Raw genomic sequence first — 17882 nt, 5'->3', positions numbered from 1 at the left:
ATCATACTCATGAAAAAATGTTTTAATCTATGGTGTTTATTGCTAATGTTTTTTATAGTAATAAGTTGCCAACCTAAAGAAGATATCTTTATAGAAAATGAACAATCTATAGAAGAAATCACCGAACTAAACTCTGAAAAAAGTGGAGATGAATTTTCAATCGTATGCTCTATCCAAGGAATTCCTCCAGGTTTTGAACTTGTACAGTATTTAAATGTTAATGGATGTCCTAATTACAATTTATTTCCTGGCGGGTTTAATGCTGCGTTAGTTCAAAAAAATGGAACTCCAAAAATCTTTAGAGTTGGTGCTGGATGTGATGACAATTACTGTATTTGGATTGTTGGGGATAATTTTGAACCGAATGCTTATATAGATATTCGAACTACGACTGGCCAAAGTATTATTGGTACCTATAGAGGATCTGATAGACAAATAAACATATCTCCTAATGGAGATGATACGATGTCCATACGCTTACGATCGTCATTTGAAAGACAACAGTTTGCACAAAATGGTTTAAGAATATGGGTTGTAAATCCTGAAGCTAGAAAATGGGCTGATGGCAGAACCGTAAGAAGACCTAGAGATATTGTCGACATAGATGAGCCTCCTTGTGATCCTATTTGTCCATAAGTTTTATCGAAAAGAGCATACAAATTAAATTTATTTCTGAGGAGGTTGAGCTACAGGCAAAGTAGAAAACTGTAGCTCTTCTCCTGACTATTCCGTTATTAATTTGCTACTAATAAAATTAAAAATAGATCAAACATTATGAAAAAAGCACTTAACTTAGTATTCATTCTGACTATTATAATATTCTATTCGTGTAAAAAAGAACCTTTAGAAGAAGCATCCTTTTCAAAATTCGAAAACTCTAAACCCTACTTTTGAAGACAACGATCCTATTGATAAGCATTGTTAAACGCTAAATGCAACGTTCATCAAGAGCTTTTACGATTTAACACAAAGCAAGATAAAACCTAGAGTAACTGTCTATTTTGGAGGTTTTGGTCCTGATTATATTTAGGAGAATACATCATCAATGATAATCAGACAAGACAAATGAAAATTCCCAAAATTCATAGAGACGACTACCTTTTATCATTTAATAATCGTTTTAGATTTGAAATTGATAAAATCAGCTCTTATAGAAATCTGTTCGATAGAGATGAGATACGTATATAACAAATAACAAAACTAGCTATCTACTAGCTTATGAACAAGGAACTGTAGTTTTCCCTTATGAAAGTTTAAACATTACTTCTTGTCAATTATAAAAACACATCTCGGGCATTAATAATCTAATAACGAACATCATTACACTAAGGGGTTTATAAGAGAATAGTAGAGTCTTTTTAGTGGTTTGATATCATAAAATAATAATGGTTTATATACTAAAATAAAACTTATTTAGTTACATAATTAGAACTAATAAAAGCAAAACAATGAACAAACCATTTTTTAAAATTAAAGTATTAAGCATTGCTATAATGGCCTCACTATTTATAGTGAGTTGTAGCGACGATGATAGTAATAACAATGTATCTTCTGAGATTACTCAGGAAGATGTAATGAAAAGTTTAGAAGTAGAAGAAATTTCTAATTTTATCGATGATCTGACATTAGATAACATCTCAATGAACAGATCAAGTGCTGAAATTTCTTCAAAATTTAACAGACCCGGTTGTGCAGATTTTAGTGTTACTGATACAGGATATACACTTACTTTTACAGATTGCACCACTGAAGACGGTGAAACGATTAGTGGTTCTATGAATGTAGCTATAGTTATAGAAAATAACACTGTTTCTACGTCTATTACTTTTGATAATTTAACCTACGCAGGTAATTCCATTAATGGTAGTAAGAGTACATCGTACTCTCTAGATACAACTGATGGAGGAAGTTTTACGTACACAGTTACTTCTGATTTATCAATTACTTTAGCAGATGGAACTACTGCTTCAGAACAAGGAACTAAAACCTATACAATTACTGGTCTTGGTACTTCTGATGCAGCATATACTCTAAGTGGAAACTGGACCGTAACTCTAAATGCAGATACGTATTCATTATCAACTGATCCAGCTCTAGAAGGTACTCTAAGCTGTGGATATATTACTACTGGAACTTTAGTAATGACTAAGAATGCCTTAAGTGCTTCTATCAATTATGGAGATGGTACTTGTGATAATAAGGCAACAGTAACCTATCCTGATGGAACTACGGAAGAGATTGATCTATAGACATAAATCTGGAAATCTTAATAAAGCATCCGTAAAAGCATATTTTACGGATGTTTTTTTTACCTACAATTTTATTAAAAAAATGATAAAAACACAGAAAACAGATGTGGGGAATTTATTTTATTTAATTTAGAGATTATTGACATAATTATTTTGATATAATGTCAATGTGTAAATGGAAAAATAGTATCCTTTTTAATATACTTTAAAATTAAAAGGACAACAAGTTACTAATAACTTATTGATTGAAATGCAATATTTTTTGTCTTGTAATTATTAACCTTAAATATATATACAAATGAAAAAAAGCATTTTAAATTTAGAAGGAGTTTCGATCATTAACAAAACAGAACAACAGGAAATTAATGGAGGGTTCTCTCCAATATGTCCTATTTTTCAAGAATGTTTTTCCGATAATGACTGTCCTTGCGGTCCCTGTGGAGTGGTAATTAATGGTTTTGTTATTGATGATTTATGTGCTTTCTAATAAGAAAGTGAATACTTGTTTTACTAAGGAATCTTTTAAGGTTTAGCTAGTAAGATTCCTTAGTAAAACAATAATTTTCAGATCTATTTTCTTTTTGGAATAGTAATTAATTCGGTTTGTCTTTTATTTACATATTTAAAACCGTCTTTCCCCCAGAAACCTGCTTCTTCCAACATAATTCTAATATCCTTATTCCATTCTGGCAATGTTACTGTTGTATTCAATTCTATCGCATACACTGTGTTTTCATATAGTGGATAATCGCCATTAACAGGAACACCTCCTTGAGAATCCCACATACCTAAAGTTGTACCAGAAGAATGTCCATACAAGCCTAAAGGGTGTGTGTATATTGCTGGCTTTAATCCTTCTGCTCTGCCCTCTTCTAATGATTTTAATAAAATCTGATTTCCAGTTTTTCCGGTTTCAAAATTTGCAGTAAAAATATCCTGAACACGATTTCCGTCAGAAAAAGCCTTAGTAAGAAATTCTGGAGGAACCATTTCTTCATTATTAAGGATATATGCGTGCTGCTGACAATCTGTATTCAAACGTAAATATGTAATTCCGAAATCGCAATGAATTAAATCTCCTTTGCGAATAATCTTCTTATCTGGTCTATTGGAAAAGGAAGTGATATGGCTTTCTAATTTCTCCCCAGCTCTTTGAATATCTACTGTTGGGTGAAACCAGGTTTTCAACCCTAAATCGGTAACTTTCTGACGTAACCACCAAACGACATCGTCAGTAGTAGTAGTTCCTGGCTTAATAACCTTTGTACTAAATGCCTCTGCTATAATATCATGTGTAGTTTGAACCAATTCTTTATATAATTCCATTTCTTGTTCGGTTCTAGTCTCTATCCAGGCAATTGCCAATTTCTCTGCAGAAGTAACTCTAGACTGGTAATTCTCTGGAAGTTCTTTCATGAACTCTTCATAATCAGTTTTTACAATACCATCTACAATACCAAAATGTTTAGAATAATTAACAGCAATTTTTTTAGGATCTCTTTTTGTAATTATATCCATAAGTGCTTTCCATTGATCTGGTTGTTTCTCTTTATCCCAAGCAGAATCAATATTCTTACCTACATTATACCTTGCTACAGCTAAATGCTCGATAGTATTTTTTTCTTTATCCCTATAGAAAACAAGAATGGTTCTCCTTCTGGCATTAAGCCACTTGGCAGGAAGCATGGTTCTAAGAACCGGATCTTCATTATATTCCCTCGAAATCAATATCCACATATCGAAATCCGTTCGATCCATAAGCTGAGGTAACAGGTTATTAAACCTATCAGAAAGGATTTGATCAATTACATCAGCACGATCCCGTTCCGGAAGGATTTGCGCATTGGATATGCTTGTAATAATAAGTAAGGTAAGAACAAGTAATTTTTTCATTTGTGTGATTCATTAAGTTCGAATAAAAGTATCACAAAAAAGAGACACCTGCAATGCTTTGCTAATGTCTCTTTACTAATCAAACTCAACAAACTATATTATAATGTCTGATAACTATTCATTAATCTGACAAACTCTGCTCTATATCCCTGATTATCTACTGCTCTATTTTCTTCTGCCAAAGTGACGATATCTTTTATTTGGTCATTATTTATATATTTTGATTTTCTAATTTTCATTCCAAACCAAGCTACCGAAGCTGCAAAACTAAAATCCTTAGAAACTTTGTTTTCTCCTGTTTTTAGTATGTGTATCATTTCAATACTTTTACTTTCTTGTGGTCTTTTGTATCTAAATTTTACCGTTAGCAATTCATCTCCAAAATTTTTATTGATTTCAGAGTTAGTATATTTTAGATCTGGAATTTCGTTAATATAATCACTTCTAACACCTACAGGAATTACTTCGTACAAGGCAGTAACTGTATGCCCGCTACCTAATTCGCCAGCATCTTTTGTATCATCTACAAAATCTTCATCAGCCAATAACCTGTTTTCATATCCTATAAGGCGATATGCCTGTACTTTTGCCGGATTAAATTCTACCTGAATCTTAACATCTTTTGCTATTGTGTACAGTGTTCCTCCAAATTCTTTTCCTAATACTCTTTGTGCTTCCTGCATCGTGTCAATATATGCATGATTCCCATTACCTTTATCTGCCAAGGTTTCTAATTTGCTATCTTTATAATTATTCATACCAAAGCCTAGACAGGTTAGAAATACTCCAGATTTACGCTTTTCTTCTATCAACGTTTTCATATCCTTATCACTACTCATACCTACATTAAAATCACCATCGGTAGCAAGAATTACTCGGTTATTTCCGTTTTTTATAAAGTTTTTCTGAGCAATTTTATAAGCAAGTTCGATACCTGCTCCTCCAGCAGTAGAGCCTCCTGCATCGAGATTATCTAACGCCTGATTAATTTCATTTTTATTTATTCCAGAAGTAGGTTTTAATACCATTCCGGCAGCTCCTGCATAAACTACAATAGAAACCTTATCTTTTTCTCTTAATTGATTTACTAATAATTTAAAAGCTCTTTTTAACAATGGTAATTTATTAGCTTGATCCATAGAACCAGATACATCAAGCAGAAATACAAGATTGGACGCAGGAATTTCATCTTGCGGAATCTCCTTCCCTTTTAAACCAATTTTTACTAATTGACTTCCCTTGTTCCAAGGAGTTCTACCATATTCTGTGTGGATTGCAAAAGGATGATCTCCTTTTGGTTGTTTATAATCATACTCGAAATAGTTTATCATTTCTTCAATCTTTACCGCATCTGCAGGAATTTGTTGTCCATTATTAATCATTCTACGCACATTACTATAGGATGCTTTATCAACATCAATAGAGAATGTAGACAATGGAGAGGTCCGGACTTTTTCAAAACTATTTTCTACAATCTCTTCATAGGATTCATTGTTTTTTATTTCGTAGTTCCCCTTATGTGTAGTAATAATAATACATCCATGAATTGCTCTAGATCCATATAACGAAGTAGCTTTTTTATCTTTTAAAACTTTTACATCAGAAATCTTAGTAGGATCGATGTGCTGAATTTTTGCTATATCTTTTTTATTCACAGGAATACCATCTATAATGTATAATGGTTGTTGTGCTCCAGAAACGCTATTCGCTCCTCTGATTTTTACTGAACTATTAGAATTGGTATAGCCAACACCATTGCTTATAGCTAGTCCGGCTGCTTTTCCACTAAGTGCTTTATTTAATGATTTGTTTGATTTTTTACTTGCTCTCCTAGCTTTTCTTCTTTCTGATCTGGACATACTTATAGATTCACTAGAAACAGCAGAAACTACATAGCCTAATGATTTTTTAGCTTTTCTAGCACCATAAGCCGTTACTACAACTTCTTCTAATGTACCTGGCGCTATGCTCATTGTTACATTTATAACCGAATCATTTTTTTTAACCTTTATTTCTTCTGATTCATATCCTACATAAGAGAACGATAAAGTATCTCCAAGATTAACTTTTATGCTATAATTACCATCAAAATCTGTATTAGTTGTATTAGATGTTCTTTTAACAGTAACATTTACATATGGTAATGGGGTTCCGGTACCATCTTCTGTTACCATTCCTGTAATTGTAAGTTCTTGTGCATACGATATTCCAGTGATCAGGAATACGATCATAAAGTAGTGTAGTCGTTTCATCTGTTTATTTTTAAGTTGTTTTTAATCGTCAGATGGAATTCGCCAATAATTGTTATGAGTTGGTATCAACTTATAGTAATGGCTCATTTCATAATTGATAGTGTTTTAATTATGAAATAAAACTACTTCTATGAATACCCAATCACAATCGCTATTGAGGGAAGTGGGTATTTGATTTAGGGAAATTAGAAATTAAGTTATTATTCGAATAGTGTATGAAAATTCAAGATAGTTATCGAAGTTATGATATTACTCCTCATTATTATAAGCAAATCAAATTATCCAATAGACAATTTGATTTGCCATTTATTCTACCAAAGCTTTATGGACCTTGAGATTACGTTGCACATCCTTTTATAGTATCTTCAATTCCACTCCATATTTCACTTTTTGGTGCTAACACAGGTTTTTTTATAATCGTATAAGCAACACGCTCCTTAGTTGGATCAAAATCAAAACTTAGAACAACATCACCCACAATTGTACTTGTTTTTGCTGTCCCTTTATTAGCTCCTGGAGGAGCATAAATTGTTCCATGTTCTTTTAAACTAGTTTCTTTTACACATTCCCAAGTTGAAGTACTTACTCCATTAAAAGTTTTTGAATCAGACATAATTGATATGTTTTAGTTAATTATTCGTTCATAAAAAATCATACTAATACGTATTTTTATTCTTAAAAAAAGAACTGTAATTAGTTATGATTTACATTACAAGTTAAGTCGAATATTAGTCTTATGATTACGTATAAACACTTGTTTTATATGCTATAAACCCTGAATTTAACATTGATTACTTACCTTGCATGGGATCGATGTGAATTGTTTTGTGAGCCATTCTTTATATACTTTGTGTATGGAGAATAAAGCGGGGAAATCTGCAGTTGTTAATGAAGCCATGTATTGTCTTTTATCCTTGTCCGAAACAAATGTGTTTTTTTTATAGAAATACTTTAAGTTTTCTCCGTTTACCTTCTGAATTAAAGGCATTATGTCCGAAAAACTCATGACTTTAGTTTTCCATTCTTCGATAACATTTTCTGGAATTAAACAATATCCAAACAATATTTTTATTAATTCAGGTTGATCGTTTAATAATATAACCGTACTCATACCATTAAAATGCTTATAAGGCATTACAACCTTATCAATTTTCCATCCTTTTTTTATCATTTGATATGAAAAATCTACATCTTCAATACCTGCAAAGTAAAACTCGTCGTGCCCTCCTATCGTTTTATAATGATCCGCTGTCATTACTAATGGTGTTCCTTTTAAAAAATGAAAATCAAACATCTCATTATACATAACTTCCGTACTTACAGCCAAAGTATCTTTTTGAAGTTTACGTAGCATTACATCATGCCACTGATAATTAGTTATTAAACAATCATCATGAAATATGGCTATATACTTTCCGCTTGCTTTTTCTACACCGATATTGTACGCTTTTGATACACATCCTGTTTCGGATTCTATAATAGTAAAGTCTTCAAACAACTCTAAATTGACATTACTGCCGTTATATACAATAATGATTTCATAAGGAATAGTGGTATTATTGACAATAGAAGGAATTAAAAAATTGTATACAAATCTATCATTAAAAGTCAATAGGATAATACACGAAACTATAGGTTCATCGTTCTGTACATAGTATATATCTGGGCTATGGTCAGGAATATCTTGAATATAACATCCTGCCAGACAAAAACCATGCTCAGGGATTTTAGTAAATGAACGGATTTCTAACTTTTGCACTTCATTAGTCTTAGTGATTTTTAAATAAAAATCCTTTGTTCTATGATTTACATCTTTCTCATAAATAGGTTCTATAAATGTATATTCTATATGATTTGGTTTATCTATAGTGGCATTTATCATACTATTCTCTTTTGGATTTAATATTCTAGTTCATAAAAACATTCATATGTTCTATCATTATCATGTAGAATTTATTAGATTAAAACTATTTTACTTTTATTATTTATTTAATAGGAAAACAAAATTCGTTAAATAGATTGCTGTAATTAAACAAAACACTAAAGTCTAATAATACCATCATCCGGAATTTGATTTTGTGGAGCTCGTGCTCCCATAAAATTAAGTTCGCTTGTTGTTTTCTCTTTAGCATATGACTTTGTTCCTAAGGATCCTATGCTTCCGCTTACAAATCCTTTAATTACAGTATTCATTAATCCAGTATCTAGGTTTTTACCTTGTACAGCATTAGATCCTAATTGAATAGAAACTCCTATTCCTTCGGATTTAACAACACCTGCCGAGATTCTTTTAAAAAGATTTCCCCATCCTGCTTTATAATCTATTCCAGGAATAGCCCAGGATAAAGTAGAACTTAAAACACCTTTAACCAATACTTCATCAAGACCAGTGGTTAAGCTATTACCATGTGCTCCATTATTAATCAATGTGGACGAAACACCAGCGATTTCGGCTCCGGTAATTGCAAATCCAGCTTTTATACCTGCATTGGCTACTTTAGCTAACGTACTCACAGCTTGTCCTGCTTCTGCAGCAGCTTTAACTCCTGTTGCAGCTTCTGCAGCAATCGCTCCTGCTGCTCCAAAACCACCTGTTATTGCTCCCGCTACAAATCCAATAGCTGTATTTATTCCATATTCTTTCCAACTAAATTCATTGGTTATCAAACTTACCGCAGAATAAGATACTGCACTAACTCCTGATCCAATAAAACCACCTGCTAATGCAGCAAGACCAATACTTACTGGAGTTGATAAACCACCAGTAACGACTTCGAGTACACCTGCAACTGCATCAATAGCAACACCAATTAAAATTTCGAAAGCTCCTATGATAGCTCCTCCGATAGCAGAAAAGAAATTACCAATAGAAAAATTTCCTGATGGATCTATATAGACTACAGGACTATTGCCTGCATAGATATATGGGCTAAAAAATTGATTATAATTATCTACAACCCCAAAACGACCTATTCTACTAAAATAAAACCTTGCTTTGTAATTGTATATCCCTAACTCTAAATCATATTCCTGACTCGTATACAAATAAGGGAAGAAACCTTGCTCCGGTTCTGTTAATATTTCTACATTTCCATATATATCATAATCATAAGCAGCAGCCACATTTGCTTTATCATCTAGAATAACTCTTACAGAACCTAAATGATCTTTTAGTGTAGTAAATTCTTTATTATTTTTAATAAAAGATATAATCCCAATTGGACCGTACACTATATACAAACTATCCTCTTTATTTTGTTCTCTTGTTATTTGAACTAAAGGATTACCTGATAAACTTTTAACATATAATGTGGTTTTTTCGATCGTTGTTCCAGATATTTCTTGCTTCAGCACTCTATCATTAGAACTATTATAATAAAAATTGAAATCTACAGAACTAGCTAAATTTTCTATCTTAGAAGTCATCCTATTCCCTGCATCATACTTAAAAGAAAGATTTTGTGGTACATGTCCATCTGCTCCTGATGCAGTATAAAGATGTACGGATCCATTCTGATTATAGGAAAGATTGAATAAAGACTCATTAGTAACACTATTATCTACTTTCTGAAGACGATCTCCTTTATCAGGCTCTGATATGAACTTATATGTATTTGCATCTATAGCTATTGTATCAAAATTACCATTATTATCAAAATCATACAGTCTTATTTTAGGAGATACGTGATCACTTATTTCGTCTACTTTTTCTAAAGCATTAAGGCTATTATACCAATTAGTATATGTAGCTCCTGCTTTTACATCTTTTGGATATTGAAAAGCAATTTCGGCTGGTTGTCCGTTGAAATATTTTGGTCCGCTATTACTACTAGCATCTGTTTTTAATGTTTCTTTAAAAATTTGATCCGTATTATTTCCAACATCTTTCATAGCATCTAACCAAACAGGAGAATTATAACCATAATTTCTTGTCACAGGATTACTACCATTAGGGTACAAAATCTCTTGTTCCGGTTTCCCAGCAGGATTATATGTATATGAAGCAATCGTATTTTTAGATGTTGGAGAATTACTTATCCCTTCTATTTGTCCTATGCTATTATAGGCATAGTAAACACTATATGCCGTTTTACTTTTCTGTACCGGATAATCAATTCGCAGTATTCCTCCTAGATTGTTGTATTCGAAATTTGTTGTAAAATACTCGTCTTCAAATTCCAGTACTTTTTGACTTCTGGAGATCACATTTCCATATACATCATATAAGAAATTTTCTTCTACATCAGCAATTCCGTTGTCTGAATGATTATTTACTGTCTGTACTAGCTGGCCAATTTGAAAAGGACTATCTGTACCATTATAATCGTACAACGTCTTTAATCTCCACGTATTCAAATTAGCAGGATAGTCTGGGTTGTTATTTGCTTTATCTTGTAAATCATTGCGATTCCATATGCCTGTTACATAACCTGTTTCGATAATTCTACCAGAGCTATCATATTTGTAATATTGATAATTCCCTTCTTTTTTAGCTTCCTCATCTTGTCTAAATCGTAATCTATTAGCCCGATCGTAAATCAATTCAGTTGTGCCACTTGTATTAGATTTTGTAGTAATTAATTGACCGATAAAGTTATAAGTACTATAATTTATCCAGTTTTCGCTATTATTTTGTTCGATCATAGCATTTGGCGTATGCATTGCTATTGGATTACCTAATTCATCATAATACACTGCAGAGATAATCTCTTCACTAGCATCTTTTTGGCTTACTCTTCGAACCTCTTGTTGTCGTTTATTTGTTATCGAATAGGATTCATTTCCATTTTGATCGATAGTAGTTGTTTTGAAATACTCCCCAATAGGTAATCCTAATTCTCCTGTATTAGCTTCATACTTGAATTTTTGAGTATTTGTACCCAACTTATATGATACTCCTGGCATCGATTTTTCTACTATTCTATTTAATGGAGAGCGTTCATAATTGTATCCAAAATATGGATATCCCTTATCATCAGGATAAAAGTCAGAAACGAGTCCGCTTATAATTCCATTTTGTGGATTATACATTGCGAAATCATTGGAATATGCGAATATTTGATTCTTTTGATTCGCTTTTACGAATGCAGGTTTTGTATTAGCTATTATCAATCCTAGATTATTATAGATGTTCTCTACAACTGTCATTCTAGTATTATCTAATAGTTGTGATTGAATATCGTTACCCGTTGCATTAACAAAAGTTAACGTAGATAAATTATCAAATGAGGTTAATAAACTATGTATTCCTATTGTATTATTTGCGAATAATGATGCTTTACCTGAAATTTCTGTATCGCTTACATAATTAAATATAAGAGCCCCATCAGCGAAAAATAAAATACTATTTTTATTAACCAATAAAAACCATTGATTCTCTAAATTATTAACGCTCGTGCCATCAGATGAGGAGTCAACTGCATAATACCTATTATATTTTTCATCATATATCCCATTGTTTTCTTCATCAATTGCATTCACTTCTGGGTTTAAATGTAAACCTGATCTTAATAGTTTCGATTTTAAGATAGAAGTATTATTTGTTTTTTTTGAAGAAGCAGTTGTATTTATAGCAATTGTATTACTATTTTTTTGTTGTAAAATTTGATTATTCCCATCTAGTAATTGCCAATCACCTGCAGATGGATTCCATTTCACCGTATACTGATTTCCAATTTTTATTCCCAGAGATTCATTAATTGCTTCTAATGGAGATAGGTTTAACATAACTCCATAATTATTGGTCATTTCTTCTTTATATGTTAATGTACCTTCTGATGATGAATGAGTAAATTTCAGCATTGAATTTTCTACTTGCCAATCAGATTCATTATTTGGTGTCCAAAATTCTTTCCACTGATTTCCTTTTGTAAAAGAAAGTGCTGGACCTCCTCCAGCTGATAATACTTTAAGTTTATTGTTTGGGTCTATAGCTGCATATTTATTATAATTACCTATTCTAGAAAAATAATTTGTAGCCATTGAAGTTGTTTCATCAGAAAAACTAGTTGTAGCCATGACTCTCTGATAATTATCAAAAAACTTACTTCTTACCTCTCCATTAGAGCCTAAACTTTCATTTATCAAATTAACTTTTGTGTCTATTGAAACAGCAGAAAAAAGACTTTGTAATGGCGAAAATCGTAAACAATCTATTAGTATTGCGTTATCTGAATTATCATTTTGTGCTTTTATTGTTACTGTTATTAATTTAGAAGTCCCAGCTGGATTGTAATCTTTTAAATTTAATATACAATAAACATATTGCCAGGAACCTACTGTTTCTCCAAAGGGTAAGATTATATTTTTCCTTACAGGAGTACCATTAATACTAAAGGTTATAACCCAATTAGCTTCTCCTTTATTTTTATCGAAAGTATCTGGTAATTTCACATAACTAGAAAACACATAATCTTGTTCTTGATTCGTTGGAGTAAATTGTCGTTTAATTCCTGTTCCTTTAGCTATTTTTAAGGATGAAACACCTATTCTGGCATCAACAGTTTTATCTATAGTATTTGGAATTATAGATGCATTTGAATCAATTTCCCATCCATTTGATTCTTCATATGTTTCGAAACTATAAAAAGAAGCTTCTTCACCTTTTCTACTAGCTGTTATAAATTCTGCAACCTGAAATTGACCACTTTTATCATAAATATATGATGAACTCACACCATCGACATTCATCATTTCATCGACGGTATCGAATATACCTCTGGTAATAACTTCTTGTTTCTTTAACCAATCTGAATTACTATTCTTAAGAGAAAAATCAAAAACAGGGTTATTTTGCGAATTATCCAACCAATCATAATTTTGATAGGCTGACCATTTCCATTCATTAGTATCTGACCAATTTTTCCAGGTAACTACTTTAGAATTTATATATTTTTTAACGCCATCCTTTCCTGTTACAGCAACAGATTCTTGCACGATAGCATTAAGAAAGTGTTTTTGCTTCATGGCTGTTTCATATTCAGAAACCTGAATAGCATATTTTTTCTCACTTGTAATGGTTTTTTCTACGCCATTAGAATCAAAATAAGTAGTTACGCTATTCATGGGTAATCCTAGATCCTGATAATATGTTATGCTAGAAGTTTGACTAACACCATCTCTAACCGTAACCGATTTACTTAACCTAAAAAAAGCGCTGTATAGATATCTTTTTTGAACTACATCGTTGCTAAATATTTTCCAATAGTTGGTTTCTTTTGTAACCAAATTACCATCTTTATCATATTGTACTTTTTGTAGTAAAGCACCATTTAATAATTGATTATAATTATAAATCCAGTTGTTGTATGGGATTTCGTTTTGTGTTGCCACTCCGTTAGAGAAATAGCTGATTGTTATTCCATTTGTGGTTAATGATACATCAGGAATCTTAGTTCCTGTAAAAACAGTAACTTTTGGAAATTGTGCTAAACCAGAACGGCTATCATATGTAATTATAGACTGCGCTGATCGTGCGTAATCATACGATTGATAGTATTCTTCTTCTGAATCCGAACCATTAGAAATTTCAATATAAGATACTGGTTGTACTTGGACTATATCTGTTGCTTTTCTATCTACTACTTTATATAAAGCAATGGAAGTTGCTGTATCGAAATCTTGATCCGAAGGAAATGTTACAAAAGAATTAATCCCCGCTAATAAAGTTCCGGGTCTTACCGTTTCTTGATCTACCATTATTTTTTGACCACTACCTCCCGCAGTTAGCGGTAATTTTACAGGAGAACCGGGTACACTATTTAAAGGAGTAGCAAAATATGTTTGTGCATTATTATCTGTACTATCTTGATAAGCGATATACACTGATCCTCGATTCTGTACCGTTTCTGTAGCTCCTAAATTAGTAAGTTGTTGTTCTTGTTTGATCCATTGTCCATCTGTATTTTGATAAAAAATATCTTTACCGGCAGTCATGTAATTACCATTTATTGTAACATTTTTTCCCGTTGATGGCAAACTTTGTTCAATCCCCCAAGTACCATTGTTAGGGTTAAACTGGAAATATCGATTTGTATTTATTGTTCCTTGTTCTTTAGAGATTGTAGAGATATCTTGTCCTACTGCAAAACTTACAATCTCATCATTTTTGGTAATAAATGAAATTTGTTTCCAATTTACTGGATTATTACTATTTCCTAAACCACCAGTGTATCTATTTAAATAAGGATTATTTGCTACTAGAGCATCAGTTAATAATGTATTGAATAATTGAAATTGTGATTTTCCATTAACAATTGGTGACTTATAATTATTAAGTAATGGATTACCTGGACTTAATAAATTAAAGTTTTTATCCCATTGCAAAATTCTAAGTGTATAATCTACTTCTGTAGTTGTTTGATTGGTAATATATGTAGCAACACCAAAAGAGCTATTTAATGTAATATTAAATGCAAAATCCAAGCCTTCCGATGGATTTTGGTAAATAGTAACATTTGGTGTATTGTATAAAGCACTTTTACTCCATACATTATTGCCATTATAGTGAAACAATTGAAATTGTAATAACTTAGTATTACTATTGTAAAAAGTAGCTATATAATAATTATCTCTCGCATTAATTTTTATATCGGTAGCCTTTGCTACATCTGCTGGTGATGGTAAAAGAATCGAAATTCCTCCTTGTTGATTAGACGGAGAGATACTCCAAATTCTTTGTTTCCAATCCCATTGAAAAGCCGTTATTGGGTTGGTAGTTATTTCTTTACTAGCTACTATTACAAAATCTTTTCCAGATTCAATACTAACTTTTGATGTATCTGTTTTAAGTGGAAAATATTCAGGAACATTTGTTAAATTAAATACACCAAAATTTTCTGGATTACGTCGATATAAAAACAGTTGAAGTTGTTTTTTCGTTTTCTCGGTAAAATATATACCGATAAAATCTTTTTTAGTAATAACGCCTAACGTATCAATATCAAAGTCTACATTATCAAAATAATGGTTAGAAGGATCGTCGCTATTTAATTGAAAATCTATCCAATTACCTGACCAAGTATGAACCTTTACGATTAATTTTTTAGTCGTTTTATGATACCAAGTTACTACTGTATAATCTGATCCAAACCATACTCTTGGTGTTGCTCCTGCGATAGGACTGTCTAATTTAACGTTGCGAGCTGTATTTAATGCTTGATCTTTATACGTATAAACGGCTTTAGACCCTTGCGGATATAGGATGCTTTTTAATGCTCCGGGATATGTGTCCTGAACTTTGTCATAATAATCAAATTCAATTCCAGGGAGTGAACTTCCTGTAGGTTGTACTTGCCAAAAACCTTTTAAAACACGTTTCCACATCAATGGATATATTGTATTCTGACTACTGTTTCCCAAATTGATAAAATCATATTCAAACAAAATCGAAAATTGAAGGATATCTATATTGTTATAAACCTCTATATAATCTAGAAATCGTGTTTCGAATTGATCTTGATAAGCATTTGGTGTATCTTTTTGTGTATGTGAAGCTTTATATTCAATAATATTTTGACTCCCTATATTATTAGCTCCAAATTTTTCTCCATAGTGAAAAGAAATAGTTCTATTGAAACTATCGTGAATGGTTTTAATATAAGATGCTTGTGTATATTTTAATCCATTTTTATCTCCAACACTAACTTCGACATTATCATACGAGTATAGAATGGTTTCTCCCCAAGAGTTCCTGATTTCAGATAAATTCCAAGAACTAACATATTGTTCCTGACCACTTAATACTGATGTAGCTCCTAGCCAGTTTCCCCATGCTACACCATATTGCAATGTATTACGTCCACTATTCTTATCTCCATAAATATGAACTGTACCATCTTCTTTTATTATAGTCCATTTCTCATTCGTTTTATCATAACTAATATCCCAAAACTCAAAATTCCTTAACTGAAATAATAATATATCTGATGGTTTATTAGGAAGAATCCCATCCTGAATCAACTGGTTACCAGAACCATTATTTAATAAATAATATTCATTAGAAGATGTAGACCCACTTCCATTTTTATTTACTGAGATTTTATCAAAAGACATATCCCAACCCAATCCTAATATTCCGGTTGGATTAAGTAAATTCCAGTTTTTAACACTGTTTTGCACATTACTATTATACATAATACCAATGTTCACATCTAAATCTTTTCGACCAGGAAAAGAAGCAATGTTAATCGGAATGTTTGCTGTTCCGGTAAAAAGATTAACGCTATCTTTTATTTGTCCTACTGCATCATTACTAAACTGAAAAGTGGTTACTTGAGGTAAACCTTGTTCTTTACTATTTTTGTGTGAATTAAAACTCATGTTTACTTATTTTTTTGTTGGTTCTTATATGAATTTTTGACAGGCTTTGGTAACAAAATTATTTGTAACTGTTGCACTCTCATAAGTAAGAATTGTATGTATATAACCACTTGGTCTTCCCATTGGCATGCGAATAAATGGGCTTGATTCCCAACCGGATATGTCGTTATACTTTTCTTGTAAAAAAACACGACTCTTTTCTAACCAATTTGGGTCAATACTAATTCCTAGATATTTATTAGCTATATCTATTCCTAATAATGCTAAAGCCGTTTGTAGAGAGTTTGATGCTTCATTTTCTAATGCCCAACCTCCATCTGCTTTTCTAGAATTGATTAAAAAATCTACAGCTTTTCTGATCGTTTGTTTGTCTCCATTATTAGCACAAATAGCTCTTATACTCACGTATGTACCGTAGTTTTTTCCGTAGTACCAGGTGCTTTTCCAAGAATATTCCTCGTGACTATTATATATGAAGGAAAGTCCTTGTTTTATTTCTTTAGAAAATCTATCCTTATCATAAATACTTAATGCATATAATACATTAGCAACAACATCGATATCAGATCCTATTCCCCATGCTTTATTTACCCAAATGGTTTGTAACTGTTCCTCTAATGATTGATTTTCTTTAGGTATAATCCAGGATTCCCATCCATTATCTGTATTAGCTTGATCTCTGAATAAAACTTTTAACGGTTCTTCAAATAAGGATGTCGTTTCCTTTTTGTATCCGCTTCTACACAGTACCTGTATAATCTGCGCTAAATCATCTGCATCCGGTGGTAATTCTCTTAATTTAGGAAAATAAGCCCAGCCTCCTACCCCTTTCTCTCGTCTGGATTCAATAAGATAAGCAGCTTCAGAGGTAATAATGTTTCCTAGTTGATTGTTTAATATCGTATTTGCATCAATAAAAGTATCTAAAATTAGAGCTCTCTGAAAAATATCTCCTTCCTGAAACTCCTCTGTTACCTGAAAAACCTCTGGAGAAAAAGGCATCACATGTTTTGTATTTACAAATCCTTCATAATACTCATTAACCAAATGATTAAGTCCATTCAGAAACATATTCTCCCAAGTATTCTTTTCAATAGAAGAATTTATTTGTTGAATAATGAGGTTTTCGATTTTATCTTCTGTCTTATCTATTTTAAACATCCTTCTT

At 31.8% G+C, this 17882-nt stretch carries 9 protein-coding genes; 3 read left to right on the top strand and 6 right to left on the bottom strand.

Annotated elements, in window-relative coordinates; translation table 11 throughout:
- The first annotated feature begins 9 nt into the window (after positions 1–9).
- The 3 genes from Q0829_RS03050 (at position 10) to Q0829_RS03040 (ending at position 2736) form a co-directional block, all read left to right on the top strand.
- Positions 10–636: a hypothetical protein gene (locus tag Q0829_RS03050; protein ID WP_298539788.1), complete on the top strand. Its 627-nt coding sequence runs from the start codon at positions 10–12 to the stop codon at positions 634–636.
- Positions 637–1448: 812 nt separating this feature from the next.
- Positions 1449–2249 carry a hypothetical protein gene (locus Q0829_RS03045; RefSeq protein ID WP_298539785.1) on the top strand — a complete coding sequence of 267 codons (801 nt, stop codon included), beginning with the start codon at positions 1449–1451 and terminating at the stop codon, positions 2247–2249.
- 298 nt (positions 2250–2547) lie between these two features.
- Complete coding sequence (locus Q0829_RS03040) at positions 2548–2736, top strand: hypothetical protein (protein WP_298539783.1); 189 nt, start codon at positions 2548–2550, stop codon at positions 2734–2736.
- Positions 2737–2819: 83 nt separating this feature from the next.
- Here Q0829_RS03040 and Q0829_RS03035 read toward each other — a convergent pair whose 3' ends face one another.
- From Q0829_RS03035 to Q0829_RS03010, 6 genes are all read right to left on the bottom strand, one after another.
- Positions 2820–4142, bottom strand: coding sequence for a M24 family metallopeptidase (locus Q0829_RS03035; RefSeq protein WP_298539781.1), 1323 nt, complete (start codon positions 4140–4142; stop codon positions 2820–2822).
- Positions 4143–4240: 98 nt separating this feature from the next.
- Entirely contained in the window at positions 4241–6394 is a 2154-nt protein-coding gene (locus tag Q0829_RS03030; RefSeq protein WP_298539779.1) for a von Willebrand factor type A domain-containing protein, read from the bottom strand.
- A gap of 337 nt (positions 6395–6731) precedes the next feature.
- The gene (locus tag Q0829_RS03025; protein WP_298539777.1) at positions 6732–7007 is read right to left on the bottom strand and encodes a hypothetical protein; all 276 of its coding nucleotides are present in this window, start codon (positions 7005–7007) and stop codon (positions 6732–6734) included.
- A gap of 168 nt (positions 7008–7175) precedes the next feature.
- Positions 7176–8276 carry a glycosyltransferase gene (locus Q0829_RS03020; RefSeq protein WP_298539774.1) on the bottom strand — a complete coding sequence of 367 codons (1101 nt, stop codon included), beginning with the start codon at positions 8274–8276 and terminating at the stop codon, positions 7176–7178.
- Between the two features lie 158 nt (positions 8277–8434).
- Positions 8435–16714, bottom strand: coding sequence for an RHS repeat-associated core domain-containing protein (locus tag Q0829_RS03015; RefSeq protein ID WP_298539771.1), 8280 nt, complete (start codon positions 16712–16714; stop codon positions 8435–8437).
- Positions 16715–16738: 24 nt separating this feature from the next.
- Positions 16739–17875, bottom strand: coding sequence for a prenyltransferase/squalene oxidase repeat-containing protein (locus Q0829_RS03010; RefSeq protein ID WP_298539769.1), 1137 nt, complete (start codon positions 17873–17875; stop codon positions 16739–16741).
- Positions 17876–17882 lie beyond the last annotated feature (7 nt).

Source organism: uncultured Aquimarina sp., assembly GCF_947492405.1.
Taxonomy (GTDB): Bacteria; Bacteroidota; Bacteroidia; order Flavobacteriales; family Flavobacteriaceae; genus Aquimarina.
This window is presented reverse-complemented; position numbering and strand designations above follow the sequence as displayed.